Genomic DNA, 25,637 nt, shown 5'->3' on the forward strand with positions numbered 1-25,637 from the left:
GGGAATAGTTTCCCGCCGGTAGCGCCCTCAAGGAGGCCCCTAACGTGGATGTCCGCACCCTGCGCTACTTCGTTGAAGTGGTGCGCCAGCAAAGCTTCACCCGCGCCGCGGAAAAACTGTTCGTCACCCAGCCCACCATCAGCAAGATGCTGCGGCATCTGGAAGAGGAGCTGGAATGCACGCTGCTGATCCGCGAAGGCCGCAAGCTGCGCCTGACCGACAGCGGCCAGGCGGTGTATCAGCGCGGCCTGACGATCCTCGACGAATTCCGCCAGTTGGAGGCGGAGCTGGAAGACATCAGCTCGGTGAAAAAAGGCGTGCTGCGGCTGGGCATTCCGCCGATGGTGGGCAGGCAGATCGCCGATCTGATCCGCCGCTTTCGCCAGACCTATCCCGGCATCGAATTGAAAATTTCCGAGCTGGGCGGGCTGTCGGTCGAACAGGCGGTGATGTCCGGCGAACTGGATCTGGCGATGACGGTGCTGCCCTTCGATTCGGAACAGCCGCTGACCTTTCTGCCGCTGCTGGGCCACCCGATGTGCGTGGTGGCGCCGCGCACGCCGCAGTGGCTCAACCGCACCCGCATCAATATCGCCGAATTGGCCGACAGCCCGATCCTGATTTATAACGAAGACTTTGCGCTGTACAAGATGCTGATGAAGGCGTTTCGCCAGGCCGGTTTTGAACCGCAAATCGCGGTGCGCAGCGGCCAATGGGACTTTCTCGCCTCGATGGTGCAGGCCGGCGTGGGCATCGCCATGCTGCCGGAGCCGGTCTGCCGCTGGCTGGACAAGGAAAACCTGGTCTGGCTGCCGCTGGAGCCACGCATGGAGTGGAAAATCGGCCTGATCTGGCGCCAGGGCAGCTACCTGTCGCACAGCGCGCAGGCCTGGATCGCCTGCTGCCGCGACTACTGGCCGCCGCTCAAGTAGCCAAAAAACAAGGGCCGCACAGGCGGCCCTTCGGGACAGAAATAGAGAGGAAAAACGTTTATTCCTCTTCTGAAGCTTACCCTTCGCGCTCGATCAGCAGCGCCTCGAGCAAGTCGAGATCGTGCAGCAGTTTTTGCAGCGTCTCGTTGCTGATTTTCTGCGTGGCGCGCAGATGGTACAGCTCGCCGCGTTCGGCACGCAGCGCCGTCAGGCGGAAACGCCGCTCGAGGTTTTCCATCGCCAGCGCATTCTCGATGTCGTCTTTCGAGGCGATACGCCGCCGCAGCATGCCCGTCACCCGCGAGCTGACCTCTTTCAACACCTGCGGATCGAGGTTCTCTTCGGTATCGGCAACCAGGCGCTCTTCCATTTTATTCACGCTCTCGATCGCCACTTCGGCCGCCATGGCGATCGCCATGCGTTCTTCCTGCTTGCTGGCGCTCTTGTCGGCCACCTGCACGCCGCGCAGCAGCAGCGGCAATGCCAGCACGCCGACGATCAACGACAGCAGGATCACCCCGGCGGCGATAAACACCAGCTGATAGCGCGCCGGGAAGGCGGTGCCGTCGCTCAGCAACAGCGGTATCGACAGCACACCGGCCAGGGTAATCGCCCCGCGCACCCCGGCGAACGACGCCACCCACAGCTCACGCGTGCTGTAGTCGCCGAACTGCAGCGGGCGCTTTTTCATAAAGCGGTTGCTGGCCTTCTTCATTACCCACAGCCAGGTGAAACGCAGCACCAGCAGCGCGGCGTAGATGGTGGCCACGTCGGCGAACAGGTACCAGGTCTGGATGGTCGGATCCAGCTCCGCCTGCAGGATGGAGGTCTCAAGAATGCCCGGCAGCTGCAGGCCCAACATGATGAATACCATGCCGTTGAACACGAATTCCAGCATCGCCCACACGCTGTTGGCGCGCAGGCGCATCGCCAACGGCGCGTTGCGGATCACGCCGGACTGGCTGATGGTCATCCCCGCCGCTACCGCCGCCAGGATGCCGGAAACGCCGATATGTTCGGCGATCAGGTAAGAAGCGAACGGCAGCAGTAGCAGGAACACGATCTGGGTCGCCGGATCGTCGCCGCTCCAGCGGCTCATCACCCGCAGCGATTTACTGTAGGTCCAGGTGACCGCCACGCCGGCCAGCAGGCCGCCGATCGCCACTTTGAGGAATTCGAGGGTCGCGCCGCCCACGGTGAACACCATGGTGCCCATCGCCACCGCGATGGCGAACTTGAGCGACACCAGGCCGGACGCGTCATTCATCAGCGCCTCGCCCTCGAGCACGCCCATGATCGGCTTGGGAATGCGCCCTTTGCCGACGATGCCGGACAGCGCCACGGCATCGGTCGGCGACAGCACCGCCGCCAACGCGAAGGCCGCCACCAGCGGAATGCCCGGCACCATGGCGTAGATCAGATAGCCGACGCCGACCACGGTGATCAGCACCAGCACCAGCGCCAGGCCGAGAATTTCACGCCCGTGGTGCAGGAATTCGCGCGTCGGCGTTTTCCAGCCGTCGGCGAACAGCAGCGGCGGAATGAACAGCACCAGGAACAGTTCGGGATCAAAGTCGACGTGCAGCCCGAAATGCGGCCAGGCCAACAGAGCCCCGATGGCGATTTGCATCAGCGGCAGCGGCACCTGGAACGGCAACATGCGCGTCACCACCCCGGACAGGGAGACCACCAGGATCAAAATGAGGATTGTAAAAAAGATTTCCATGCTTTCCTTAGACTCTACGATTCAGACGACATCGGCTCAGGGCCTGCGTTGGTCCCGATAGTAGATCACTTTTTTTACAGCCGTTAAAGCTTGTTGTGCCTTTCAAAACGCGGTGCAGAGCAGAAGAAGACTTATCTTAAGAAGGGAAATGCCGTGACAGCTTCCCCCGCCCATCGGGCGAGGGAAACCCGAGGGGCTTAAATCGCCCAGCCGCCGGCGTAGAACGCCACCAGCGCCACGGCGATCAGCACGGTGCCGATGTTCAGCTTGCGCCATTCGCCGGAGAAGATGCGGCCGATGACCAGCGAACTGAAGCCCAGCATGATGCCGGTAACGATGTTGCAGGTCAGCACGATGAACACCGCGCACAGCAGGCCGGCCATCGCGTCGACGAAGTCGTTGAAGTCCAGCTTGGTGACGTTGCTCAGCATCAGCAGGCCGACGTACATCAGCGCCGGTGCGGTGGCATAGACCGGCACCAGATAGGCCAGCGGCGACAGGAACAGGATCAGCAGGAACAGAATGCCGACCACGGTGGCGGTCAGGCCGGTCTTGCCGCCCGCGGCGGTGCCGGCGGCGGATTCGATGTAGACCGCGGCGGGCGCGGCGCCCACCAGGCCGGAGAAGATGCTACTCAGGGAATCCGAGGTCAGCGCCTTGCCGCCGTTGATGATCTGCCCGTCTTTATCCAGCAGGTTGGCCTGCCCGGCCACCGCGCGGATGGTGCCGGTGGCGTCGAACACTGCGGTCATCACCAGCGCCAGCACGCTCGGCAACACCACCGGCTGCAACGCGCCCATGATATCCAGGCTGAAGATCAACGATTTGCCGTCCGCGTCCGCCAGGCTCGGCATGGCGAACAGCCCCTGGTATTTCACCGCCGGGTCGAAGATCAGGCCGATGATGGAAATGGCGATGATCACCAGCAAAATGCCGCCGGGCACGCGCAGTTTTTCCAGGCCGAAGATCACCGCCAGGCCCACCAGCGTCATTACCACCGGGAAGGAGGTGAACGCGCCGAGCGCCACCGGCAGGCCATCCAGCGGATTCTTCACCACCAGGCCGACGCCGTTGGCGGCGATCAGCAGCAGGAACAGACCGATACCGATGCCGGTGCCGTGCGCCACGCCCATCGGCAGGTTGCGCAGGATCCAGGCGCGGATACCGGTGACCGAGATGACGGTAAACAGTACGCCCATCAGGAACACCGCGCCCAGCGCCACCGGAATGCTGATGTGCTGGCCCAGCACCAGGCTGAAGGCGGTGAAGGCGGTCAACGAGATCGCACAGCCGATCGCCATCGGCAGGTTAGCCCACAGCCCCATCAGCAGCGAGCCCAGACCGGCCACCAGGCAAGTGGAGACAAACACCGCCGCCGGCGGGAAGCCCGCTTTGCCCAGCATGCTCGGCACCACGATCACCGAGTACACCATCGCCAGGAAGGTGGTCAGCCCCGCCACCACCTCCTGGCGCACGCTGCTGCCGCGCGCGGAAATTTTAAAATAGCCATCAAGCCCGCCGGTTGGTTTTGCGGCGTGGTTCGCTTGAGAGTTCGACATAGGTTACTTCCCCTGTGTTTCATGAATCGGCCCGTCGCAGCAGGCCTGTAATCTCGCCCGCGCCCGATCGTCACGTAATCGTTTACGTCACGTTCCGCATCCGTGCCCTTCCGTCGCAGCGCCAACGGCGATGCGCACCAAGGCAAACGTTTAACTCGCAGCGCGCGGTACGGGTGATTTATGGTGGTTTATTCAAGGCAAACGATTATCCTGCCTTCCCTAGCGTCTAATCAACTAAAGATCGCGGCAATTTATGCAGAAAGCGGCGGAAATGGCGCCTGCACGATAAAACCGGGGCGACGAGCGCCCCGGCGAACGCCGTCGCGGCAGGGTTATTGCGCCTGCGCCGCAGCGGGATCCATATACATCAATTCCCAGATATGGCCGTCCAGATCCTGAAAACCGTGGCCGTACATCACGCCGTAGTCCCGCGGCGGGTGGTAGGTGTTGCCGCCGCCGGCGACCGCCTTGCGCACCAGTTCGTCCACCGCCGCCCGGCTGGGCTGCGACAGGCACACCAGCACTTCGGTGGCCTGTTTGGCGTCGCCGATCGGGTTCGGGGTAAACACCCTGAATTTGTCATGGGTCAGCAGCATCACGTAAATCGTGTCGCTGACCACCATGCACGCGGCGGTGTCATCGGTAAATTGCGGGTTGAAAGTGAAACCCAGGCGGGTGAAAAAAGCCATCGAGGCGGGCAGATCGCGTACGGGCAGATTAACGAAGATTTGCGTAGCCATGGGCTACCTCCGATGAAGAATGACCCCATCGAGTATAGCCCATCCGGTTAACTCAGCAGGTCGTAAGGGCCGCCCTGCTCCAACGCCCGCTGGTAGGCGGGCCGGGCGTGAATGCGCTGCAGAAAGCCGCGCAGTTTCGGGCAATCATCCAACGCGCCGCGCGCCGCCATCGCCTCCAGCGGGAAGCTCATCTGTATGTCCGCCGCGCTGAAGTCGTTGCCGACGAACCAGCTGCCCTTGTTCAGGTGCTGCTCGAGATACTCGCAGTGCGGCGCGATCTGCTTGTCGAGATATTCGCGCTGCACGCCCTTGCCGATCGCGCCGGCCACCGGCCGCAGCAGCCAGGGGATCGGCGGCTGGCCGAGGCGGCTGAACACCAGTTTCATCACCAACAGCGGCATCAGCGATCCTTCGGCGTAGTGCAGCCAGTAGCGGTATTGCTGGCGCGCGTGGAAGTCGGTCGGCATGAACATCCCTTGCGCGTCATAGGCTTCCTGCAGGTATTCGATGATGGCGCCGGATTCCGCCAGCGTCAGATCGCCGTCGACGATCACCGGTGATTTGCCCAGCGGGTGGATCTTTTTCAGCGCCGCCGGCGCCAGCATGGTCTGCGGATCGCGTTCGTAGCGTTGCACCTGATAGGGCACGCCCAGCTCTTCCAGAAACCACAGAATGCGCTGCGAGCGCGAATGATTGAGATGATGAACAATGATCATAAAGAAGCTCCTGTCCGCTGCCACACCAGTTCGCCCACCTGCACGCCGTTGCCGAGCTGCAAGGGCACCGTGCGCAACGTCAGCCGATCGCCGCTGAAAGCGTAAAAACGCACCTGACGGCTGCCTACCCAGTTGGGGAACGAGCAGCCTTCGACCTGATGCACCACCCGCTGCTCGCTTTCCTCCACCTGATAGCGGCCGAAGTAGCAAATCATATTGATGAAGGCGGCGCGGATCTCCCGCTCTGAACCCTGCGCCAAATCGTCGGCGGCGAAACGCGGCCGCACGGCGCTGTAAAGCTGCGCCGCCATCGTGCCGTTGGCCTCATAATGGATGCGCCCCAGCACCTGCTCGCCCAGCGGGTAATTCAGCTCGCCGTCCTGGTTCTCAAATGCCGAGGACACCAGCGTCCAGCTGCCGATAAATGCGTTTACCGTCATTACGCTTCTCCGGTTAAGGATCGTCTGTAAAGGGTAGTGGCGATTTTTACCGCGCGCCAGCGGATGAAAAAACAATCAGTTTATTTGACAGAGATACTCAAAACTCTCCGATTTTTTATTCCAGCCTGTCGCACTACTATTTAATACATCGAGAGACAACGGGCTCTCATCCAATCAATACGCTGAGGAATACATCATGAAAAACGTCAAAATTTTTGCTACCGCTGCGCTGCTGGCTACCGCATCTTTCGCTACCTTCGCCGCTGACCTGCCGTCCAGCCAACCCGCTGCAGACGCCCAGAAAATCGGCGTAGTCTCCGTTAGCGGCGCCAGCAACCTGAGCGCGCTGGAAAGCGAACTGGCCAGCAAAGCCGCTGCGTCAGGCGCCAGCTCATACCGCATCGTCGCCGCCGGCGGCCAGAACAAACTGTACGGCACCGCAGAAATCTTCAACTGATCGTCGAACAGCCAACCGACGGAAGAAAGAAGCCCCGCAAGGGGCTTTTCTCGTTGTGGGCAGGCAAAGCTCTTTGTGAACAGTGGCCGCCAGACATTTCACCGATACTGGGAATAACGCCTTACCCTCACCCACTTTGGAGAAATAACATGACCACAGCACAACCTCTGCAAGGCAAAGTCGCGTTCGTCCAGGGCGGCTCACGCGGCATCGGCGCCGCCATCGTGAAACGGTTGGCGAGCGAAGGCGCCGCGGTCGCCTTTACCTACGCCGCCTCGGCCGATCGCGCCGAAGCGGTGGCAAGCGCCGTTACCGCCGCCGGCGGCAAAGCCCTCGCCATCAAGGCCGACAGCGCCGATGCGGCGGCGCTGCAGCAGGCGGTGCGCCAGGCGGTCAGCCAGTTCGGCAACCTGGATATTCTGGTGAACAACGCCGGGGTGTTTACGCTGGGCAGCACCGAGGAGCTGGCGCTGGACGATCTGGATCGCATGCTGGCGGTCAACGTGCGCAGCGTGTTCGTCGCCAGCCAGGAAGCGGCGCGCCACATGAACGACGGCGGCCGCATCATCCACATCGGCAGCACCAACGCCGAGCGCGTGCCGTTCGGCGGCGCGGCGGTGTATGCGATGAGCAAATCGGCGCTGGTCGGCCTGACCAAAGGCATGGCGCGCGATCTCGGCCCGCGCGGCATCACCGTCAATAACGTGCAGCCCGGCCCGGTAGACACCGAGATGAACCCGGACGCCGGTGAGTTCGCCGAGCAGCTCAAGCAACTGATGGCGATCGGCCGCTACGGCAAAGATGAAGAGATCGCCGGCTTCGTCGCCTATCTCGCCGGCCCGCAGGCGGGTTATATCACCGGCGCCAGCCTGAGCATCGACGGCGGCTTCTCGGCGTAACCATCCCTGAAATGCAAAAAGCCCCGTGAAGGGGCTTTTTTTTGGCTGCAAACGGCCGGATATCAGAACGGGATATCGTCGTCGAAATCCATTGGCGGTTCGTTGCTGGTCGCCGGAGCGCTGTTCTGCGCCGGGCGCGACTGCTGCTGGCCGCCGCTGAACTGATTGCCGCCCTGTGGCTGCTGAGGCTGGCCCCAACCGCCCTGGCCGCCGGCAGATTGACCAGCCGGTGCGCCGCCGCCCTGACGGCCGCCCAGCATCTGCATGGTGCCGCCGACGTTAACCACGATCTCGGTGGTGTAGCGATCCTGGCCGCTCTGATCCTGCCATTTACGGGTCTGCAGGGAGCCTTCGATGTAGACCTGAGAGCCTTTACGCAGGTATTCGCCCGCCACTTCGGCCAGTTTGCCGAACAGCACGACGCGGTGCCACTCGGTCTTCTCTTTCTGTTCGCCGGTCGCCTTGTCACGCCAGCTTTCGGAGGTCGCCAGGGTAATGTTGGCCACTGCGCCGCCGTTCGGCATGTAACGGACTTCTGGATCCTGACCCAGATTCCCGACCAGAATTACTTTGTTTACGCCTCTGCTGGCCATGAGCACTTCTCCCGATGATTGATTTCTACACAGTATAAACGCGTCAGTTTACCACGCTGAGTGCGAAACCACACCCGTGTTGATAAGTGCGAATTGCATTCCAGAATTGTCTTTTCAATCGACCTTGTTGCATTCACATACTGGATATTCATTCAGGTTTTTTTGTGTCATAATTATGCGTTTCGACCTGGCTGTGCCGGTTTTTTGCGAGATCCATCACAAAATCCCCCGCAAAAATCGCGACAGGCGCGGTGTATCATCAAGACGGGAAGTGTAAATGGACAATATCGAAGTTCGTGGTGCTCGAACCCATAATCTGAAAAACATCAACCTGATCATCCCGCGTGACAAACTGATCGTCGTCACCGGCCTGTCCGGTTCCGGCAAGTCATCGCTGGCTTTCGATACGCTGTATGCCGAAGGGCAACGCCGCTACGTCGAATCGCTCTCCGCCTATGCGCGCCAGTTCCTGTCGCTGATGGAAAAACCGGACGTCGATCATATCGAGGGCCTGTCGCCGGCGATCTCCATCGAGCAGAAATCCACCTCGCACAACCCGCGATCCACGGTCGGCACCATCACCGAAATCCACGACTACCTGCGCCTGCTGTTCGCCCGCGTCGGCGAGCCGCGCTGCCCGGATCACCATGTGCCGCTGGCGGCGCAAACCGTCAGCCAGATGGTCGATAACGTGCTGAGCCAGCCGGAAGGCAAGCGCCTGATGCTGCTGGCGCCGGTGGTGAAAGACCGCAAGGGCGAGCACACCAAAACGCTGGAAAACCTGGCCGCCCAGGGCTATATCCGCGCGCGCATCGACGGTGAAGTGTGCGATCTGTCCGATCCGCCGAAGCTGGAGCTGCAGAAGAAACACACCATCGAAGTGGTGGTCGACCGGTTCAAGGTGCGCGAGGACATGGCGCAGCGCTTGGCCGAATCGTTCGAAACCGCGCTGGAGCTGTCCGGCGGCACCGCGGTGGTGGCGGACATGGACGACGAGAAAGCGGACGAGCTGCTGTTCTCCGCCAACTTCGCCTGCCCGATCTGCGGCTACAGCATGCGCGAGCTGGAACCGCGCCTGTTTTCCTTCAACAACCCGGCCGGCGCCTGCCCAACCTGCGACGGCCTGGGCGTGCAGCAGTTCTTCGATCCGGATCGCGTGGTGCAAAACCCCGAGCTGTCGCTGGCCGGCGGCGCGATCCGCGGCTGGGATCGCCGCAACTTCTATTACTTCCAGATGCTGCGCTCGCTGGCGGAGCACTATGAGTTCGATGTCGAAGCGCCGTTCAACACCCTGAGCGCCGACGTGCAGAAGGCGGTGCTGAGCGGCTCCGGCAAAGAGTCGATCGAGTTCAAATACATCAACGATCGCGGTGATACCACCGTGCGCCGTCATCCGTTCGAAGGCGTGCTGCACAACATGGAGCGCCGCTATAAAGAGACCGAATCCAGCGCGGTGCGCGAAGAATTGGCGAAGTTCATCAGCAACCGCCCTTGCGCCTCGTGCCACGGCACTCGCCTGCGCGAAGAAGCGCGCAACGTGTTCGTCGAAGACACCACGCTGCCGGAGATCTCCGATCTGAGCATCGGCCATGCGATGACCTTCTTCCAGAACATGAAGCTCAGCGGCCAACGCGCCAAGATCGCCGAAAAAGTGCTGAAAGAGATCGGCGATCGCCTGAAATTCCTGGTGAACGTCGGCCTGAACTACCTGTCGCTGTCCCGTTCGGCGGAGACGCTCTCCGGCGGCGAAGCGCAGCGCATCCGTCTGGCCAGCCAGATCGGCGCCGGCCTGGTGGGCGTGATGTACGTGCTGGATGAGCCGTCGATCGGCCTGCACCAGCGCGACAACGAGCGCCTGCTGGAAACGCTGATCCACCTGCGCAACCTCGGCAACACGGTGATCGTGGTGGAGCATGACGAAGACGCCATCCGCGCCGCCGACCACGTGATCGACATCGGCCCCGGCGCCGGCGTACACGGCGGCCAGGTGGTGGCGGAAGGCACCGTCGACGACATCATGGCGCAGCCGGACTCGCTGACCGGCCAGTTCCTCAGCGGCAAGCGCGAGATCGCCATTCCGGCGCAGCGCGTGCAGGCCGATCCGACCAAGGTGCTGAAGCTGAGCGGCGCGCGCGGCAACAACCTGAAGGACGTGACGCTGACGCTACCGGTCGGGCTGTTTACCTGCATCACCGGCGTTTCCGGCTCCGGCAAATCGACGCTGATCAACGATACGCTGTTCCCGATCGCCCAGCGCCAGCTCAACGGCGCCACCATCGCCGAACCGGCGCCGTTCCGCGAAGTGACCGGCCTGGAACATTTCGACAAGGTGATCGACATCGATCAGAGCCCGATCGGCCGCACGCCGCGCTCCAACCCGGCCACCTATACCGGCATTTTTACCCCGGTGCGCGAGCTGTTCGCCGGCGTGCCGGAATCGCGCAGCCGCGGTTATACGCCGGGCCGTTTCAGCTTCAACGTCAAGGGCGGGCGCTGTGAAGCCTGCCAGGGCGACGGGGTGATCAAGGTCGAGATGCACTTCCTGCCGGACATCTACGTGCCGTGCGATCAGTGCAAGGGCAAGCGCTATAACCGCGAAACGCTGGAAGTGAAGTACAAGGGCAAGAGCATCCACGAAGTGCTGGAGATGACCATCGAAGAAGCGCGCGAGTTCTTCGACGCGGTGCCGGCGCTGGCGCGCAAGCTGCAGACCCTGATGGATGTCGGGCTGTCGTACATCCGTCTCGGCCAGTCGGCCACCACGCTCTCCGGCGGTGAGGCGCAGCGCGTCAAGCTGGCGCGCGAGCTGTCGAAACGCGGCACCGGCCAGACGCTGTATATCCTCGACGAACCGACCACCGGCCTGCACTTCGCCGATATCCAACAGCTGTTGGCGGTGCTGCATCAGCTGCGCGATCAGGGCAACACCATCGTGGTCATCGAGCATAACCTGGACGTGATCAAGACCGCCGACTGGATCGTCGATCTGGGGCCGGAAGGCGGCAGCGGCGGCGGCGAGATCCTGGTGGCCGGCACGCCGGAAACCGTGGCCGAGTGTGAAAAATCGCACACCGCACGCTTCCTGAAACCGCTGTTGAAGCCGTAGTGCCGCCGGCGTGCGGGCCGTCGCTCAGGCGGCCCACACGCCGGCCCGTTTCGCTGCAATCAAACAGAAACAGGCAAGATTTCGACATTTTCAGGCATTTCCCTCCGCGCTCACCGCTTTTATCATCAATGTTCCCTCGGCGGCCGCCCTGTCTGACTCAGGCCGCGTCTCACCGGCACTCGCTGCCGGCCAAGCGTTGTCCCCCATACATTGATAACTGGAGCGACCATGAACATTACCCATGCCTATGCCGCGCATGATGCGAAGTCTGCGCTGGTGCCTTTCGATTACCAGCCGCGCGCCCTGCGCGACCACGATGTGCAAATTCAGGTGCTGTTCTGCGGCGTCTGCCACTCGGATCTGCACCAGGCGCGCAATGAATGGAGCAATACCATTTACCCGGTGGTGCCGGGCCACGAAATCGTCGGCCGCGTCAGCGCCGTCGGCGGCCACGTCTCGCGTTACCGGGTCGGCGATCTGGTCGGCGTCGGGTGCATGGTAGATTCCTGCCGCAGCTGCCCGAGCTGCGATGAGGGGCTGGAGCAGTATTGCGAGAACGGCTTCACTGGCACCTATAACGGTCAGGATCGCCAGACCGGCGCCGTGACCTACGGCGGCTACTCCACCGATCTGGTGGTAGATCAGGACTTCGTGCTGCGCGTGCCGGAGAATCTCGATCCGGCCGGGGTCGCGCCGCTGCTGTGCGCCGGCATCACCACCTATTCGCCGCTGCGCCAGTGGGGCGCGGGGCCAGGCAAAAAAGTCGGCATCGTCGGGCTCGGCGGGCTGGGGCACATGGGCGTCAAACTGGCGCGGGCGATGGGCGCACACGTGGTGCTGTTCACCACCTCGCCGTCGAAAATCGAAGACGCCAAGCGTCTTGGCGCGCATGAAGTGGTGATTTCGCGCAACCCGGAGGAGATGGCGCAGCACGTCAACAGCTTCGACTTCATCCTCAACACGGTAGCGGCCCAGCACGATCTGAATCCGTTCCTCAACCTGCTGCGCCGCGACGGCACCCTGACGCTGGCCGGCGCGCCGGAGCACAATCACCCGTCGCCGCAGGTGTTCAATCTGATCATGAAGCGCCGCCGCATCGCCGGCTCGCTGATCGGCGGCATCGCGGAAACGCAAGAGATGCTGGACTTCTGCGGCCAACACGGCATCACGTCGGATATCGAGCTGATCCCGATGCAGCAGATTAATGAAGCCTATGAGCGCATGCTGAAAAGCGACGTGAAGTACCGCTTCGTGGTGGATATCGACTCGCTGCGGGTCTGATGACGGCGGGCGCCCAACGGCGCCCGTTTCTTATAGCTGCTTGATGATCCTGGCCGGGTTACCGCCCACCACGCAATTGGCCGGCACGTCTTTGGTTACCACCGCGCCGGAGGCCACGACCGCATTGTCGCCGATGGTCACGCCCGGATTGATCACCGCGCGCCCGCCGATCCACACGTTGTCGCCAATCCAGACCGGCATACCGAACTCCGCGCCGCCGACGCGGGTCTCGGCGTCCAGCGGATGGGTCGCGGTGTAGATATGCACGCCCGGCGCCAGCAGGCAGTTGTCGCCGATATTCACCTCGCACACGTCGAGGATCACGCAGTCGAAGTTGGCGTAGAAGTTCTTGCCCAGATAGATGTTATAGCCGTAGTCGCAGCGGAAGGTCGGCTCGATGGTGCCGCCCTGATAGCCGCCCAGCAGCTCGCCCAGCCACTGTTTGCGCAGCTCGCCCTCTTCCGGCGAGGAGTGGTTATAGCGATGCGTCAGCTGGCGCGCGCGCCGACGTTCGCTGCGCAGCAGGTCATCGCCGGCGTCGTACAGTTCCCCGGCGATCATCTTGCGCTTTTCTTCGCTGATGGCCATGTCGGCCTCCTTATTTACCCGCGTTTCTTGAATGCCCAAGCGTAGCCGCTTTAGCCCGACAACAGAAAGGGAACGTTCCCAACTTAAAACCGCGATCACGCTTTAACATGAAAAAGCAAGAGAAAACGGGCGGCGCCGCCGCCCGGCAATCAGGCGTGCAGTTCCTGGCGCACGTGTTCGGGCAGGCCTTCCACCACCAGCTGATAGGAGCTGTCGATCAGCGTGTAAAACTGCGAGTTCGGCAGGTTGCCGTCAAGAAACACCGTGTTCCAGTGCGCCTTGTTCAGGCCGTCGCAGGCGACGATCTCCGGATGGTGTTCGCGCAGGCTTTCCGCCAGCTCCGGGCTGGACTTGACCGCCAGCGCCGGCCGCCCTTTGACCTCGCACACCATGGCGAACATCACGTCGCCCACCTTGATCTGGCTGGCCTGCCACTGGTTCTGGTCGCTTTGTTCCGCGCCCGGCTTCGCCATGCAGTACTCCAGCAATGCACTGTTATTCATTGGGTTATTCCCCCTGTAACGTGGCCACAATACGGCGTGCTCCGCCGTGGATGCGGTGCTCCCCCAGCCAGATGCCCTGCCATGTGCCCAACATCAGCCGCCCGTGCCTGACGGGCAGCGTCAAGGAAGCGCCCAGCAGCGAGGATTTGATGTGCGCCGGCATGTCGTCCGGCCCTTCGTAGTCATGCTGATAGGGTGCGTTTTCCGGCACCTGACGCAGGAAATGCTGCTCCATATCGGCTCGCACCGTGGGATCGCAGTTCTCGTTGAGCGTCAGCGAGGCCGAGGTATGCTGCAGCAACAGATGCAGCAGGCCGGTTTGCAGGCGGTGTAAGTGGGTTAACTGGTTGACGATCTCGTCGGTAACCAGATGAAAGCCACGCGCTTTTGCGCTGAGGATTAGCGTTTGCTGATGCCACATGAGTGAGCGCCCCTCAATCAGTATATTCTCTCTCCGGTTTGCGGCAACTTCGGCGGCGCGCCGGCAATAAAAAAGGAGCGATATCGCTATCGCTCCCCGATGAACGTCCGTTCAGACTAACAGGCGTTACTGCACCGCGGCAAACGCCTCGGCCACCTGACGCACGTTGTTGTGGTTCAGGCCGGCCACGCACATACGGCCACTGTGGATCAGGTAGACGCCGAACTCTTCACGCAGGCGATCGACCTGCGCCGCGCTGAAGCCGGTGTAGCTGAACATGCCGCGCTGCGCCAGCAGGTAATCGAAGTTGCGCTGCGGCAGCGCACTCTTCAGGGTGTCCACCAGCGCGTGGCGCATCTCGAGAATTCGGGTGCGCATGCTCTCCACTTCGTCCAGCCACTGGGTTTTCAGCTGGGCGTCGTTCAGCACCTTGGCCACCAGCTGCGCGCCGAAGTTCGGCGGGCTCGAGTAGTTGCGGCGCACGGTGGCCTTCAGCTGGCCCAGCACGCGCCCGGCCGCCTCTTCGCTTTCGCACACCACCGACAGGCCGCCGACGCGCTCGCCGTACAGCGAGAAGATCTTCGAGAACGAGTTGCTCACCAGGCACGGCAGGCCGGCCGCCGCGATGGCGCGAATGGCGTAGGCATCCTGCTCCATGCCGCCGCCGAAGCCCTGATAGGCGATGTCGAGGAACGGAATGATTTCACGCTCGGCGATCACCTTGACCACCTCATCCCACTGGGCAGGGGTCAGGTCGGAACCGGTCGGGTTGTGGCAGCACGGGTGCAGCAGCGCGATGCTGTGCTTCGGCAGCTGTTTCAGCGCAGCGAGCATGGCGTCGAACTTCACGCCCAGGCTTTCGCCGTCGAAATACGGGTAGGTATTCACCTTGAAACCGGCGCCGCTGAAGATGGCAACATGGTTTTCCCAGGTGGGATCGCTGACCCACACCTGCGAATCCGGGAAGTAGCTTTTCAGGAAGTCGGCGCCCACTTTCAGCGCGCCGGAACCGCCGACGGTCTGAATGGTGGCGATGCGCCCCTGCTGCAGCATCGGGTGCTGCGCGCCGAACAACAGCTGCTGGATGGCGGAACGGTAGGGTTGCAGCCCTTCCATCGGCAGGTATACCGAGGCGCCGTGCTCGACGCTGTTCAACTGCGCTTGCGCCGCGGCGACCGCCCGCATCTGCGGGATGATGCCCTGCGCATCGTAGTACAGGCCGATACTCAGGTTCACCTTGTGCGCGCGCGGGTCTTGTTTGAATTTTTCCATCAGCGACAGAATGGGATCGCCGGCATAGGCGTCAACGTTCTGGAACACGGGGGTTTTCTCCTGGTTTATTGTGGTTTGGGCACAGCGTTACGTTCCTAATATAGACGGAAAACCGCATTCGGTTTTAGCTTTATCTCGCCACCGGCAACAAACCGTTTTCCTTGATGCGATTGAGCACCACCGCCGTTTTGATATGCGCCACGCTTTTGTGCGGCGACAGCGTCTGGCTGATGAACTCGCTCAGCGCCGGCAGGTCCGCCACCGCCACTTTCAGCAGGTAATCGGCGTCGCCGGTGGTCTTGTAAGCGTCAAGGATCGCGTCCACCTCCTCCAGCATTTGATGAAAGCTGTCGATCTGCTCCTGCGCGTGCGTGATCAGGCTGACTTCGATCAGCCCTACCAGCCCCAGGCCGACCGCCTCCGGCGCCAGCCGCGCGTGGTAGCCGCGGATCAGCTGCGCCTGCTCCAGGCTGATGCGCCGCCGCGAACATTGGGAGGCGGAGAGCCCGACCAGCTCGCTCAGTTCCTGATTGGTCAGACGGCCGTTGGCCTGTAACAGCGTCAGGATTTTCATATCAAAATCGTCAATGTTGTACATAGCCACCTGTAAACTGTGTTAATAAATGTTGACGTTACAGCCTACCAGTTTTTTTACCGTTGCCGACGTCACACCCTGGCGCTTAAATCGCGTACAGCAGCAACGCCCGGCGTTTTCGCCGGTAAGCGGCATAAAAAACGGCTAACTCATGCAGGTAAACGACAATTAACGGCGAAGTAACGCATAAAACCACGAATGTATAAAAAGGACGCCAGATGAAAAAGCTACTCCCTCTCGCGCTGCTGCTCGCCGCCGGCGGCGCCGGCGCGCAATCCCACCTGGACAAGGTGCTGCAGCAAAAGACCCTGGAGGTCTGCACCACCGGCGACTACAAGCCCTATACCTTCCTCAAGGAAGACGGCGGCTATGAAGGCATCGACATCGATATGGCGGAGTCGCTGGCCAAGAGCCTGGGCGCCAAAGTGAAGTGGGTGAAAACCAGCTGGAAAACCCTGACGCCGGACTTCACCTCCGGCAAGTGCGATATCGCGATGGGCGGCATCTCCGTCACGCTGGAGCGACAAAAACAGGTGTTCTTCGCCGACAAGCTGGATACCGACGGCAAAATCCCGCTGGTGCGCTGCACCGACGTGAAGAAATACCGCACTCTCGAGCAGATCAACAAACCGTCGGTGCGCCTGCTGGAGCCGGCGGGCGGCACCAACGAAGCCTTCGTGCACGCCTATCTGCCGAAGGCCAAGCTGACGCTGACGCACGACAACATGAGCATTTTCCAGCAGTTGGTAGACCGCAAGGCGGACGTGATGATCACCGACGCCTCCGAGGCGCTCTACCAGCAGAAGCGCTATCCGAAGCTGTGCGCGGTGAATCCGAGCAAACCGATGCAGTACGGCGAGAAAGCTTACATGCTGCCGCGCGACGATTTGAGCTGGAAACTGTATGTGGATCAGTGGCTGCACCTGGCCAAGGCGACCGGCGAGTATCAGAAGATTATCGATAAGTGGTTGGCGGTAAAGAAGTAACCCGCTGAGAAACGGGGCCGACGCACGTCGGCCCCTGCTGCGCATCAGTCGCCGATGTATTCCATCGCCACGCGCTGCGTGAGCTTGGTGATCAGTTCGTAAGCGCTGATGCCGGTGCAGGCGGCGATGCGTTCGACCGGCAGCGCCTGGCCCCACAGCACCGCTTCATCCCCCACCTTATCGGCGGCGTCCGGCCCGAGATCGACCGAAATCATGTCCATCGACACCCGGCCGACGATCGGCACTTCGCGGCCGTTGATCAGGATCGGCGTACCGGTCGGCGCGCTGCGCGGGTAGCCGTCGCCGTATCCCATCGCCACCACGCCCAGCCGGGTATCGCGCGGGCTTACCCAGGTGCCGCCGTAGCCAACCGCTTCGCCGGCCTTGTGCTCGCGTACCGCGATCAGGCTGGACTTCAGCGTCATCGCCGGCTGCAGCCCATGCTCGGCGCCGCTGCCGTTATCCAGCGGCGACACGCCGTACAAAATGATGCCAGGACGCACCCACTCATTGTGGGCATCCGGCCACAGCAGCGTGCCGCCGGACGCGGCGACCGAGCGTTGGCCCGGTTTGCCGCGCGCGAACTGCTCGAAGCAGGCGATCTGTTTCAGGGTGGCGTCGGATTCCGGCTCATCGGCGCGGCTGAAGTGGCTCATGATATTGACCGGCTGCGCCACGTTGCGGCAGGCGCACAGGCGCTGATAAAACGCTTCCGCCTGTTCGGGGCGCACCCCCAGCCGATGCATGCCGGTATCGAGCTTCATCCACACCGGCACCGGGCGCGCCAGCTCGGCCTGCTCCAGCGCTTCGAGCTGTTCGATGCTGTGTACCGCGGTTTCGATGTTGTTCGCCACCAGCACCGGCAGATCTTCGGCACAGAAGAAGCCTTCCAGCAGCAGGATCGGTTTGACGATGCCGCCGGAGCGCAGCATCAGCGCCTCGCCGATGCGCGCCACGCCGTAGCAGTCGGCGTCTTGCAAGGTGTGGGCTGTTTCCAGCAGGCCATGTCCATAAGCGTTTGCTTTCACAACGGCAATCAGGCGGCTTTGCGGCGCCTGGCGGCGCACCTGTTGCAGATTATGTCGCAGAGCGCGGCGGTCGATTACAGCGGTTGCCGCTTTCATTTCAGTTCCTTAGCTGATTATTCGTCATCGTATTGTGGCCCCGCGTAGTTATCGAAACGCGACCACTGGCCGTTAAAGGTAAGGCGCACGGTGCCGATCGGGCCGTTACGCTGCTTACCGATAATAATTTCCGCGATCCCTTTCAGATCGCTGTTCTCGTGATACACCTCATCACGATAGATGAACATAATCAGGTCGGCATCCTGCTCGATAGAGCCGGACTCACGCAGGTCGGAGTTGACCGGGCGCTTATCGGCGCGCTGCTCCAGGCTTCGGTTCAGCTGCGACAGCGCCACCACCGGCACCTGCAGCTCTTTCGCCAGCGCCTTCAGCGAGCGCGAAATCTCGGCGATCTCCAGCGTACGGTTGTCGGACAGGGCCGGCACGCGCATCAGCTGCAGGTAGTCGATCATGATGAGGCTAAGCCCGTCGTGCTCGCGGAAAATGCGCCGCGCGCGCGAGCGCACTTCGGTCGGCGTCAGGCCGGAGGAGTCGTCGATGTACATGTTGCGCTTCTCCAGCAGGATACCCATGGTGCTGGAAATGCGCGCCCAGTCCTCGTCGTCGAGCTGGCCGGTACGGATGCGCGTCTGATCCACGCGCGACAGCGACGCCAGCATACGCATCATGATCTGCTCGCCGGGCATCTCCAGGCTGAAGATCAGCACCGGTTTTTCCTGGGTCATCGCGGCGTTTTCGCACAGGTTCATGGCGAAGGTGGTTTTCCCCATCGATGGACGGGCAGCGACGATGATCAGATCGGACTTTTGCATGCCCGCGGTTTTCTTGTTGAGGTCTTGATAGCCGGTATCGACCCCGGTCACGCCATCGTGCGGCTGCTGATACAGCTGCTCAATGCGCGACACGGTGTCTTCCAGAATACGCTCGATGCCCTTCGGGCCCTCGTCTTTGCTGGCGCGGTTCTCGGCGATTTGGAAGACGCGGGATTCCGCCAGATCGAGCAGGTCTTCGCTGCTGCGCCCCTGCGGATCGTAGCCGGCGTCGGCGATCTCGTTAGCCACCGAGATCATCTCGCGCACCACCGCGCGCTCGCGCACGATGTCGGCATAGGCGCCGATGTTGGCGGCGCTCGGGGTGTTTTTCGACAGCTCGGCCAGGTAGGCGAAGCCGCCGACCGAGTCCAGTTCGCCCTTTTGTTCGAGCGATTCGGACAGGGTGATGAGGTCGATAGGCTTGCTCATCTCCAGCAGACGCTGCATCTCGGTAAAGATCAGGCGGTGCGGGCGGCTGAAGAAATCGTTGGCGACCACGCGCTCCGCCACGTTGTCCCAGCGCTCGTTATCCAGCATCAAACCGCCCAACACCGACTGCTCGGCCTCCAGCGAGTGCGGCGGCATCTTCAGCCCTTCCATCTGACGATCTCTGGAACGCTCTCTGGTTTCGTCCGAGTTTGTTTTGTTGGTTGGTTTTTTTCCTGCCATGAAACGTAGTCTTTATCCGGTTGCGAATGAAGGATCCTGACGCGAGAGTATACGTGATTTTTGCGCCATAACCGATGCAAAAAAGGTATTGAACCCCGCACGGGCGAACTGGATCTCCGAGACTAAAAAGAATAGGGTGAAATCAGACACTCCAACGAGGTAACGATATGGCCAAGCGCATTCAATTCTCCGCCACCGGCGGGCCGGAAGTCTTGCAATACGTTGATTTTACACCGCTCGATCCGGCTGCCGGGGAAGTGCAGATCGAGAACAAGGCGATCGGCATCAACTACATCGACACCTATGTGCGCAGCGGGCTGTACGCGCCGGCCAGCCTGCCAAGCGGCCTCGGCACCGAGGCGGCCGGCGTGGTGATCAAGGTCGGCGCCGGGGTCAGCGCGATCAAACCGGGCGACCGGGTGGTGTATGCGCAGTCATCGCTCGGCGCCTACAGCGAGATCCACAACGTGCCGGAAGAAAAAGTGGCGCTGCTGCCGCACAACCTCAGCTTTGAGCAGGGCGCCGCCTCTTTCCTCAAAGGGCTGACGGTGCACTATCTGTTGCGCCAGACCCACGAAGTGCAGCCGGGTGAAGTGTTCCTGTTCCATGCCGCCGCCGGCGGGGTTGGCCTTATCGCCTGCCAATGGGCCAAAGCGCTGGGCGCGCGCCTGATCGGCAGCGTCGGCTCCGACGAGAAGGCCGCGCTGGCGAAACAGGCCGGCGCCTGGGCCACCATCAACTACCACAAAGAGGATATCGCCCAGCGGGTGGCCGAGCTGACGCACGGCGAGAAAGTTGGCGTAGTGTACGATTCGGTGGGGCAAAGCACCTGGCAGGCCTCGCTCAACAGCCTGAAACGCCGCGGCCTGATGGTCAGCTTCGGCAATGCCTCCGGCCCGGTGACCGGCGTCGATCTGGCGCTGCTCAACCAGAAAGGATCGCTGTACGTCACCCGCCCTTCCCTCAACGGCTACGTCACCAACCGCGCCGAACTGCAATACGCCAGCAACGAGCTGTTCTCACTGATCGGCAGCGGCGCCATTCGGGTGGAGGTGAGAGACGAGCAGAAATTTGCGCTGGCCGACGCCCAGCGGGCGCACCAGGTGCTGGAAAGCCGTAGCACCAGCGGCTCCAGCCTGCTGATCCCCTGATAGCGGCCAAAGAAAAGGGCTCCTTGCGGAGCCCTTTCTGTTACTGCGTTTTGTAGGGGTAGAGCAGAGTCCGCCAGAGACAGGGGGTTGCTTCAGCAACACGAATTTTGGTTGTCTCTCACGGTGATGAAATCGGTCGCATCACTGCATCGACAAACATCCTAACAGCCCCATCCGGCAAAAAACACGCTTTATGTGCCACATCGCCGGGGAAAACTGCCAAGCTGTGATCGTTGCCGCATTCGCGGTGCGAAAAATCGTGCAAGTTTCAGTGTGACTGTCTGATTATTCAGCAAAAAATCAGTAACGCCTGGCCTGCGGTTTCTGCATCGCGCGGTAAATCCATACCCCGACCACCGCCAAAATCAGCCACGGCAGCAGCTTGATGACCACCGCGAACAACCCGCCCACCAGCATGAACGCCGCCGCCGCCAACAGCGCAGCGAAGATCCCCAGCAGCGAGATGCCGGTCACCATCAGCATCACCACAAAGCCAATGAGAAAGAAGATTTCCAACATGATTGCTCCTTTGCAACTCAACGTATCTGCAGAGTGGATTACAAGAAGCGTGCCAGAACGGCGAAAGTGCTAACCTATTGAAAGAACGGGGCAGGCATCCGGCAACGCGCCGAATGCCTGGCGAAAAACACTAACTGTTGGTCAAAATTTTTGTGGGTTACGCCATTTCGACACGCGGCTGACGCACCAGCGCCAGCGCCTGCTCCACCACCCGCGCATCGGCGCCCGGCTTGTGGGCGTTCTCGCTCAGGTGGCGACGCCACTGGCGCGCGCCCGGCACGCCCTGGAACAAACCGAGGATGTGGCGGGTGATGTGGCCGAGATAGGTGCCGTTGGACAGCTCGCGCTCGATATACGGATACAGCGCTTCGACGATCGCCACGCTGTCCGGCACTGCGGTCTGCGCGCCGAACAGTTCGCTGTCGACCCGCGCCAGGATGCCCGGATTCTGGTACGCTTCGCGCCCCATCATCACGCCGTCCAGATGCTGCAGGTGCTGCCGCGCCTCCTCCAGCGTTTTCACCCCGCCGTTGATGGCGATGGTCAACGCAGGGAAATCCCGTTTCAGCTGATAGACGCGCGGATAGTCCAGCGGCGGCACTTCGCGGTTCTCTTTCGGGCTGAGGCCGGAGAGCCAGGCCTTGCGCGCGTGGATGGTGAACATGTCGCACTCACCGCGCCCGGCGACGGTCTCGATAAAGTCGCACAGGAAGGCGTAGCTGTCCTGATCGTCGATGCCGATGCGGGTCTTCACCGTCACCGGGATCGACACCACGTCGCGCATCGCCTTGATGCAGTCGGCGACCAGCGTCGCCTGCCCCATCAAACAGGCGCCGAACATGCCGTTTTGCACGCGATCGGACGGGCAGCCGACGTTGAGGTTAATCTCGTCGTAACCGCGCTGCTCCGCCAGTTTGGCGCAGTGCGCCAGCGCGGCCGGATCGCTGCCGCCCAGCTGCAGCGCCACCGGATGCTCTTCTTCGCTGTAGGCCAGGTAGTCGCCTTTGCCGTGGATGATCGCGCCGGTGGTCACCATTTCGGTGTACAGCAGCGTTTCCTTGGTCAGCAGGCGGTGGAAGTAACGGCAATGACGATCGGTCCAGTCGAGCATCGGCGCGATGGAGAAACGATTGGCGGCGTAGGTTGGGGCGTGGTTGTCTTTCGTCATGCTGAGTTACTGGCTACCTGAGTCTGTCTGGGTTCAACGAACGGCGCGCGGCCGCAAACGGCTATTATAACGACAATCGGCGCCGTTGGGAAAACCGCCTTATCTGCGCCCTATTCCAACGCGCGGATAACCCGGCACGGCTGCCCCAGCGCCAGCACGTTGGCCGGGATGTCGCCGGTCACGATGCTGCCCGCGCCGATAGTGGTGCCGTCGCCGATGGTCACTCCGGGCAAGATCACCACGTTACCGCCGATCCACACATTGCTGCCGATGGACACCGGCTGCGCCGAGGTGCGGAAAGGGAAAGCCGGGTCACCGGTAAAGCGTTCACCGGCCTTCAGCGGATGACTCGGCGTGTAGATTTGCACGTTGGGGCCGATCAGCGTGTTGTCGCCGATGGTGATGGTATTGCAGTCGAGGAACACCGCATTGACGTTGATAAAACAGTTCTTGCCGATGCGGACATGCTGCCCGTAGTCGCACCAGAACGGCGTTTCGATCCAGCTCGCCTCGCCCCAGGCGCCGAACAGTTCGCCCAGCAGACGGTTTTTCTCGTCCGTCTGATGCGAATCCAGCTCGCCCAGGCTTTTGGTCAACGCCCTGGCCCGATGGTACATAGCAATCAATTCTTCATCGCGGCTGTTGTACACCTGGCCGCTTAACAGCTTCTCTCTTTCCGTCATCGCACAAGGCTCCTGCTCATCACGCGGGTGAAGCGCGTTATACCGCTCTCGCCCGCCGCTCTCCAGCGCTAAAACCGGCAATGTTGATTTGTCGCCCTGCGGCGGGGAAAAGTTGTGATGCATCTCTCTTTTAGCGCACTCTGCGCGCCTTTCCCTGCGCTATCCTCAGGGGAAAGGGGGCAACTCTCGGCGATTCGCCGTAATCATGGTAAAATCGGCTTTTTTACGTACCGGGATATTTGCGATGAACTCAACCACCCAGGAAAAGCTGCTGGCGCAGGCGGAACGCCTCTGCCAGCAACGCAATGTGCGATTGACGCCGCAGCGGCTGGAAGTGCTGCGTCTGATGACTCAGCAACCCGGTGCAATCAGCGCTTATGACCTGCTCGATCTGCTGCGCGTCGCCGAACCGCAGGCCAAGCCGCCGACGGTATACCGCGCGCTGGATTTTCTGCTGGAGCAAGGGTTTATCCATAGAGTGGAATCCGCCAACAGCTACGTGCTGTGCCACCATTTTGAACAGCCGATGCACACGTCCGCACTGTTTATCTGCGACCGCTGCGGCCAGGTGACCGAACGCACTACCGAAGGCGTAGAGGAAACGCTGCAGAAGCTGGCGCAGGAAGCAGGATTTGCGCTGCGGCACAGCGTGGTGGAAGCGCACGGTCTGTGCGCCGGCTGCGTGGAGGTTGAGGCGTGCGACAGCAAGCATGACTGCGCCGAACACGATCACAGCATCGCCATCAAGAAGAAGTAAGACGAAGTCAGGTACCTCCCTGTACCTGCGGCCGGGGCGCCAGAGGATGAGAGCGACGCCGGCCTGCGCTGGGCAAGCCGCCTTCAATGGCGGCCCTGCAAATTACCAGCGGTGTTTGGTGTGTTCTTCCCAGGCTTTCACCTCTTTTTCGGCCGCCTCTTTCTGGTAACCGTAGCGCTCCTGGATTTTGCCGACCAGCTGTTCGCGTTTCCCTTCGATGACCGTCAGATCGTCATCGGTCAGCTTGCCCCATTTTTCCTTCACTTTGCCTTTCAGCTGCTTCCAGTTACCGTCGGCTTGATCTTTATTCATAGTCTCTCCGTTAACCTGTGGTGAATCAGTGATCCCTGTCGCCGGCCGGGGTTAACCAGAAATTTTTCTGGCTGATGCTCCCTTCACCTTAAGGAGCACCGTTCCCCTTCATGTACCAGCCACATGATTCATTCTAGTTAAACGTGGAAATAAAAAAGCCAAAACACAGAACAAAAAACCATTAACTGACAAAATAAAAACAAAAAACGCCAGCAAACAACGAACTAACGCGAACGGGACTAGGCTGAAAACATGTAAGCAAACATGACATAAAACATAAGAAAAACTAACCATTACCCCAACAGAACGCCCGGGTTAATGTGCGGTAAACCAGCTGCCGCGCACCTGGTGGCGGTGCCAAATCCAGCCCAACGCCACGCCGCGCAACGTCAGAAACACCGCCAGCGCCAGCCAAAGCCCGTGGTTGCCAAGCAGCGGCACGCTGAACAGCGTCAGACCATACCCTGCCGCAGCCACCGCCATGCTGTTACGCATCTCGGCGCCGCGCGTGGCGCCGATAAACATGCCGTCCAGCAAATAGCACCACACCCCGACCAGCGGCAGAATGACCTGCCACGGTAAATAATGGGCAGCCAACGCACGCAGCTCCGGCAAGGAGGTCAACGCCGCCACTATCTGCTGGCCGGTAACGGCATACGCCAGGCCGAAGGCCAACGCGACCAGCCCCGCCTGCCTGCAGGCCGCGTGCCACACCTTACGCAGTTGGCTATCGTCCCGGGCGCCGTAGGCGTGGCCTGAATGGGCCTCCACCGCATAAGCGAAGCCGTCGAGCGCATAGGCGGTGAACGTCAGCAGATTCATCAATACCGCATTGACCGCCACCACCTCGCTCCCCAGACGAGCGCCGAAAATGGTCAGCGACGCAAAGCACAGTTGCAGCAACAGTGAACGCAACATGATGTCGCGGTTGAGCGCCAGCAGGCGACGCAGATCGCCGCGCCAGGCCTGGCGCAGCATCGGCAGGGTAATATCGCGCAGGCGCATCACCCGCCACGCCAGCCACAGGCCGAGCAACAGCGTGGCGTATTCGGCGATGGCGGTGGCCGCCGCCGCCCCTCGAACGTTCCAGCCCAGGCCCATCACCAGCCAGATATCCAGTACGATATTCAGCAGGTTGCCGACGATCAGCAGGATCACCGGCGCCCGCACGTACTGCACGCCGAGCAGCCAGCCCAGCAGCACCAGATTGGCCAGCGCCGCCGGGGCGCTGAGCCAGCGGATCTCAAGAAAACGCCGCGCCTGTTCCAGCACTTCGCCATCGCCACCGACGATCCGCAGCGCCAGTTCGATCAACGGATAACGCAGCAGGACGATCGCCGCTCCGGCCAGCAGCGCCAACAGCAGCGGTTGCATAAAGGCGCGCGCCAGCGCCTGCGGGTTCTGTGCCCCCAGCGCCTGCGCCGCCAGGCCGGTGGTGCTCATGCGCAGGAACAACAGCAGCATGAACAGGAAGCTGGTCGCCACCGCGCCGATCGCGACCCCCCCCAGATAGATCGGGCTGTCGAGGTGGCCGATCACCGCGGTGTCCACCAGCCCGAGCAGCGGCACGGTAATATTGGAGAAAATCATCGGCAGAGCCAGGCGCCACAGAGCTTTATCGGTGTCGCTGGTAAAGGCGGAAATCAAGCGCATGATGAGACGTTCCC

26 protein-coding genes are annotated in these 25,637 nt (G+C 61.6%); 8 read left to right on the forward strand and 18 right to left on the reverse strand.

What is annotated here, in order from left to right:
• The first annotated feature begins 44 nt into the window (after nucleotides 1-44).
• Nucleotides 45-932: a LysR family transcriptional regulator gene (locus ACK3CV_RS22595; protein WP_025304429.1), complete on the forward strand. Its 888-nt coding sequence runs from the start codon at nucleotides 45-47 to the stop codon at nucleotides 930-932.
• A 76-nt stretch (nucleotides 933-1,008) separates the two neighbouring features.
• On the opposite strand, the gene ACK3CV_RS22600 is transcribed toward ACK3CV_RS22595, so the two are convergent.
• From ACK3CV_RS22600 to ACK3CV_RS22620, 5 genes are all read right to left on the reverse strand, one after another.
• Nucleotides 1,009-2,658: a Na+/H+ antiporter gene (locus ACK3CV_RS22600; protein ID WP_033636184.1), complete on the reverse strand. Its 1,650-nt coding sequence runs from the start codon at nucleotides 2,656-2,658 to the stop codon at nucleotides 1,009-1,011.
• 197 nt (nucleotides 2,659-2,855) lie between these two features.
• Entirely contained in the window at nucleotides 2,856-4,217 is a 1,362-nt protein-coding gene (locus ACK3CV_RS22605; protein WP_033636185.1) for an NCS2 family permease, read from the reverse strand.
• 332 nt (nucleotides 4,218-4,549) lie between these two features.
• The gene (locus tag ACK3CV_RS22610) at nucleotides 4,550-4,957 is read right to left on the reverse strand and encodes a VOC family protein (protein ID WP_039569623.1); all 408 of its coding nucleotides are present in this window, start codon (nucleotides 4,955-4,957) and stop codon (nucleotides 4,550-4,552) included.
• Between the two features lie 47 nt (nucleotides 4,958-5,004).
• Nucleotides 5,005-5,673 carry a glutathione S-transferase family protein gene (locus ACK3CV_RS22615; RefSeq protein ID WP_033649718.1) on the reverse strand — a complete coding sequence of 223 codons (669 nt, stop codon included), beginning with the start codon at nucleotides 5,671-5,673 and terminating at the stop codon, nucleotides 5,005-5,007.
• The gene (locus ACK3CV_RS22620; RefSeq protein ID WP_164141733.1) at nucleotides 5,670-6,113 is read right to left on the reverse strand and encodes a lipocalin-like domain-containing protein; all 444 of its coding nucleotides are present in this window, start codon (nucleotides 6,111-6,113) and stop codon (nucleotides 5,670-5,672) included. Before ACK3CV_RS22620 ends, ACK3CV_RS22615 begins: the two co-directional genes overlap by 4 nt.
• A gap of 196 nt (nucleotides 6,114-6,309) precedes the next feature.
• On the opposite strand from ACK3CV_RS22620, the gene bhsA reads away from it, so the two are divergent.
• Entirely contained in the window at nucleotides 6,310-6,570 is a 261-nt protein-coding gene (gene bhsA / locus ACK3CV_RS22625; protein WP_033636189.1) for a multiple stress resistance protein BhsA, read from the forward strand.
• 149 nt (nucleotides 6,571-6,719) lie between these two features.
• Nucleotides 6,720-7,469, forward strand: coding sequence for a 3-oxoacyl-ACP reductase family protein (locus ACK3CV_RS22630; protein ID WP_039569629.1), 750 nt, complete (start codon nucleotides 6,720-6,722; stop codon nucleotides 7,467-7,469).
• 62 nt (nucleotides 7,470-7,531) lie between these two features.
• Here ACK3CV_RS22630 and ssb1 read toward each other — a convergent pair whose 3' ends face one another.
• Nucleotides 7,532-8,062 carry a single-stranded DNA-binding protein SSB1 gene (gene ssb1, locus ACK3CV_RS22635; protein WP_004936793.1) on the reverse strand — a complete coding sequence of 177 codons (531 nt, stop codon included), beginning with the start codon at nucleotides 8,060-8,062 and terminating at the stop codon, nucleotides 7,532-7,534.
• A gap of 277 nt (nucleotides 8,063-8,339) precedes the next feature.
• On the opposite strand from ssb1, the gene uvrA reads away from it, so the two are divergent.
• Both uvrA and ACK3CV_RS22645 read left to right on the forward strand, forming a co-directional pair.
• A complete protein-coding gene (gene uvrA / locus ACK3CV_RS22640) occupies nucleotides 8,340-11,168 on the forward strand; it encodes an excinuclease ABC subunit UvrA (RefSeq protein WP_033636192.1) in 2,829 nt (942 codons plus the stop codon).
• Between the two features lie 228 nt (nucleotides 11,169-11,396).
• Nucleotides 11,397-12,449, forward strand: a complete 1,053-nt coding sequence (locus ACK3CV_RS22645) for an NAD(P)-dependent alcohol dehydrogenase (RefSeq protein ID WP_164141735.1) — start codon at nucleotides 11,397-11,399, stop codon at nucleotides 12,447-12,449.
• Nucleotides 12,450-12,479: 30 nt separating this feature from the next.
• Here ACK3CV_RS22645 and maa read toward each other — a convergent pair whose 3' ends face one another.
• The 5 genes from maa to ACK3CV_RS22670 all read right to left on the reverse strand — a co-directional run bounded on the left by maa (nucleotide 12,480) and on the right by ACK3CV_RS22670 (nucleotide 15,831).
• On the reverse strand, nucleotides 12,480-13,037 hold the full coding sequence (gene maa / locus ACK3CV_RS22650) for a maltose O-acetyltransferase (protein WP_164141737.1): 558 nt from the start codon (nucleotides 13,035-13,037) through the stop codon (nucleotides 12,480-12,482).
• 149 nt (nucleotides 13,038-13,186) lie between these two features.
• A complete protein-coding gene (locus ACK3CV_RS22655; RefSeq protein ID WP_164141739.1) occupies nucleotides 13,187-13,540 on the reverse strand; it encodes an MmcQ/YjbR family DNA-binding protein in 354 nt (117 codons plus the stop codon).
• A gap of 4 nt (nucleotides 13,541-13,544) precedes the next feature.
• A complete protein-coding gene (locus tag ACK3CV_RS22660; protein WP_004936779.1) occupies nucleotides 13,545-13,961 on the reverse strand; it encodes a secondary thiamine-phosphate synthase enzyme YjbQ in 417 nt (138 codons plus the stop codon).
• A gap of 126 nt (nucleotides 13,962-14,087) precedes the next feature.
• Nucleotides 14,088-15,281, reverse strand: a complete 1,194-nt coding sequence (locus ACK3CV_RS22665; protein ID WP_033636195.1) for an amino acid aminotransferase — start codon at nucleotides 15,279-15,281, stop codon at nucleotides 14,088-14,090.
• Nucleotides 15,282-15,363: 82 nt separating this feature from the next.
• Nucleotides 15,364-15,831, reverse strand: coding sequence for an Lrp/AsnC family transcriptional regulator (locus ACK3CV_RS22670; RefSeq protein ID WP_004936775.1), 468 nt, complete (start codon nucleotides 15,829-15,831; stop codon nucleotides 15,364-15,366).
• A 215-nt stretch (nucleotides 15,832-16,046) separates the two neighbouring features.
• Between ACK3CV_RS22670 and ACK3CV_RS22675 the strand changes: the two genes are divergently transcribed.
• Nucleotides 16,047-16,814 (forward strand): transporter substrate-binding domain-containing protein, encoded by a 768-nt coding sequence (locus tag ACK3CV_RS22675; RefSeq protein ID WP_033636197.1) that lies wholly within the window; start codon nucleotides 16,047-16,049, stop codon nucleotides 16,812-16,814.
• Nucleotides 16,815-16,858: 44 nt separating this feature from the next.
• On the opposite strand, the gene alr is transcribed toward ACK3CV_RS22675, so the two are convergent.
• Together alr and dnaB are read right to left on the reverse strand one after the other, a co-directional pair.
• Entirely contained in the window at nucleotides 16,859-17,938 is a 1,080-nt protein-coding gene (alr, locus tag ACK3CV_RS22680) for an alanine racemase (protein WP_039569648.1), read from the reverse strand.
• Nucleotides 17,939-17,955: 17 nt separating this feature from the next.
• On the reverse strand, nucleotides 17,956-19,380 hold the full coding sequence (gene dnaB / locus ACK3CV_RS22685) for a replicative DNA helicase (RefSeq protein ID WP_164141741.1): 1,425 nt from the start codon (nucleotides 19,378-19,380) through the stop codon (nucleotides 17,956-17,958).
• Between the two features lie 167 nt (nucleotides 19,381-19,547).
• Between dnaB and ACK3CV_RS22690 the strand changes: the two genes are divergently transcribed.
• Nucleotides 19,548-20,531 carry a quinone oxidoreductase gene (locus ACK3CV_RS22690; RefSeq protein WP_164141743.1) on the forward strand — a complete coding sequence of 328 codons (984 nt, stop codon included), beginning with the start codon at nucleotides 19,548-19,550 and terminating at the stop codon, nucleotides 20,529-20,531.
• 300 nt (nucleotides 20,532-20,831) lie between these two features.
• On the opposite strand, the gene pspG is transcribed toward ACK3CV_RS22690, so the two are convergent.
• The 3 genes from pspG to ACK3CV_RS22705 form a co-directional block, all read right to left on the reverse strand.
• Nucleotides 20,832-21,050, reverse strand: a complete 219-nt coding sequence (gene pspG / locus ACK3CV_RS22695) for an envelope stress response protein PspG (protein WP_033636200.1) — start codon at nucleotides 21,048-21,050, stop codon at nucleotides 20,832-20,834.
• Nucleotides 21,051-21,207: 157 nt separating this feature from the next.
• Nucleotides 21,208-22,218, reverse strand: a complete 1,011-nt coding sequence (gene dusA / locus ACK3CV_RS22700) for a tRNA dihydrouridine(20/20a) synthase DusA (RefSeq protein WP_033636201.1) — start codon at nucleotides 22,216-22,218, stop codon at nucleotides 21,208-21,210.
• A 110-nt stretch (nucleotides 22,219-22,328) separates the two neighbouring features.
• The gene (locus tag ACK3CV_RS22705; RefSeq protein WP_033636202.1) at nucleotides 22,329-22,901 is read right to left on the reverse strand and encodes a sugar O-acetyltransferase; all 573 of its coding nucleotides are present in this window, start codon (nucleotides 22,899-22,901) and stop codon (nucleotides 22,329-22,331) included.
• Nucleotides 22,902-23,145: 244 nt separating this feature from the next.
• Between ACK3CV_RS22705 and zur the strand changes: the two genes are divergently transcribed.
• A complete protein-coding gene (zur, locus tag ACK3CV_RS22710) occupies nucleotides 23,146-23,658 on the forward strand; it encodes a zinc uptake transcriptional repressor Zur (protein WP_015379223.1) in 513 nt (170 codons plus the stop codon).
• Nucleotides 23,659-23,760: 102 nt separating this feature from the next.
• Here the strand turns inward: zur and ACK3CV_RS22715 are convergent, their stop codons facing one another.
• Both ACK3CV_RS22715 and dinF read right to left on the reverse strand, forming a co-directional pair.
• The gene (locus ACK3CV_RS22715) at nucleotides 23,761-23,970 is read right to left on the reverse strand and encodes a CsbD family protein (RefSeq protein WP_033636203.1); all 210 of its coding nucleotides are present in this window, start codon (nucleotides 23,968-23,970) and stop codon (nucleotides 23,761-23,763) included.
• Between the two features lie 315 nt (nucleotides 23,971-24,285).
• Nucleotides 24,286-25,623: an MATE family efflux transporter DinF gene (dinF, locus tag ACK3CV_RS22720; RefSeq protein ID WP_164141745.1), complete on the reverse strand. Its 1,338-nt coding sequence runs from the start codon at nucleotides 25,621-25,623 to the stop codon at nucleotides 24,286-24,288.
• Nucleotides 25,624-25,637: the final 14 nt, after the last annotated feature.

The organism is Serratia sp. TSO36 (assembly GCF_057808395.1).

What these genes read in the sequence shown, in the direction of transcription:
- ACK3CV_RS22600 (WP_033636184.1), bottom strand. Translation starts at nt 2,658, where the DNA reads ATGGAAATCTTTTTTACAATCCTCATTTTGATCCTGGTGGTCTCCCTG.
- ACK3CV_RS22605 (WP_033636185.1), bottom strand. Translation starts at nt 4,217, where the DNA reads ATGTCGAACTCTCAAGCGAACCACGCCGCAAAACCAACCGGCGGGCTT.
- ACK3CV_RS22610 (WP_039569623.1), bottom strand. Translation starts at nt 4,957, where the DNA reads ATGGCTACGCAAATCTTCGTTAATCTGCCCGTACGCGATCTGCCCGCC.
- ACK3CV_RS22615 (WP_033649718.1), bottom strand. Translation starts at nt 5,673, where the DNA reads ATGATCATTGTTCATCATCTCAATCATTCGCGCTCGCAGCGCATTCTG.
- ACK3CV_RS22620 (WP_164141733.1), bottom strand. Translation starts at nt 6,113, where the DNA reads ATGACGGTAAACGCATTTATCGGCAGCTGGACGCTGGTGTCCTCGGCA.
- bhsA (WP_033636189.1), top strand. Translation starts at nt 6,310, where the DNA reads ATGAAAAACGTCAAAATTTTTGCTACCGCTGCGCTGCTGGCTACCGCA.
- ACK3CV_RS22630 (WP_039569629.1), top strand. Translation starts at nt 6,720, where the DNA reads ATGACCACAGCACAACCTCTGCAAGGCAAAGTCGCGTTCGTCCAGGGC.
- ssb1 (WP_004936793.1), bottom strand. Translation starts at nt 8,062, where the DNA reads ATGGCCAGCAGAGGCGTAAACAAAGTAATTCTGGTCGGGAATCTGGGT.
- uvrA (WP_033636192.1), top strand. Translation starts at nt 8,340, where the DNA reads ATGGACAATATCGAAGTTCGTGGTGCTCGAACCCATAATCTGAAAAAC.
- ACK3CV_RS22645 (WP_164141735.1), top strand. Translation starts at nt 11,397, where the DNA reads ATGAACATTACCCATGCCTATGCCGCGCATGATGCGAAGTCTGCGCTG.
- maa (WP_164141737.1), bottom strand. Translation starts at nt 13,037, where the DNA reads ATGGCCATCAGCGAAGAAAAGCGCAAGATGATCGCCGGGGAACTGTAC.
- ACK3CV_RS22655 (WP_164141739.1), bottom strand. Translation starts at nt 13,540, where the DNA reads ATGAATAACAGTGCATTGCTGGAGTACTGCATGGCGAAGCCGGGCGCG.
- ACK3CV_RS22660 (WP_004936779.1), bottom strand. Translation starts at nt 13,961, where the DNA reads ATGTGGCATCAGCAAACGCTAATCCTCAGCGCAAAAGCGCGTGGCTTT.
- ACK3CV_RS22670 (WP_004936775.1), bottom strand. Translation starts at nt 15,831, where the DNA reads ATGTACAACATTGACGATTTTGATATGAAAATCCTGACGCTGTTACAG.
- ACK3CV_RS22675 (WP_033636197.1), top strand. Translation starts at nt 16,047, where the DNA reads ATGAAAAAGCTACTCCCTCTCGCGCTGCTGCTCGCCGCCGGCGGCGCC.
- alr (WP_039569648.1), bottom strand. Translation starts at nt 17,938, where the DNA reads ATGAAAGCGGCAACCGCTGTAATCGACCGCCGCGCTCTGCGACATAAT.
- dnaB (WP_164141741.1), bottom strand. Translation starts at nt 19,380, where the DNA reads ATGGCAGGAAAAAAACCAACCAACAAAACAAACTCGGACGAAACCAGA.
- ACK3CV_RS22690 (WP_164141743.1), top strand. Translation starts at nt 19,548, where the DNA reads ATGGCCAAGCGCATTCAATTCTCCGCCACCGGCGGGCCGGAAGTCTTG.
- pspG (WP_033636200.1), bottom strand. Translation starts at nt 21,050, where the DNA reads ATGTTGGAAATCTTCTTTCTCATTGGCTTTGTGGTGATGCTGATGGTG.
- dusA (WP_033636201.1), bottom strand. Translation starts at nt 22,218, where the DNA reads ATGACGAAAGACAACCACGCCCCAACCTACGCCGCCAATCGTTTCTCC.
- ACK3CV_RS22705 (WP_033636202.1), bottom strand. Translation starts at nt 22,901, where the DNA reads ATGACGGAAAGAGAGAAGCTGTTAAGCGGCCAGGTGTACAACAGCCGC.
- zur (WP_015379223.1), top strand. Translation starts at nt 23,146, where the DNA reads ATGAACTCAACCACCCAGGAAAAGCTGCTGGCGCAGGCGGAACGCCTC.
- ACK3CV_RS22715 (WP_033636203.1), bottom strand. Translation starts at nt 23,970, where the DNA reads ATGAATAAAGATCAAGCCGACGGTAACTGGAAGCAGCTGAAAGGCAAA.
- dinF (WP_164141745.1), bottom strand. Translation starts at nt 25,623, where the DNA reads ATGCGCTTGATTTCCGCCTTTACCAGCGACACCGATAAAGCTCTGTGG.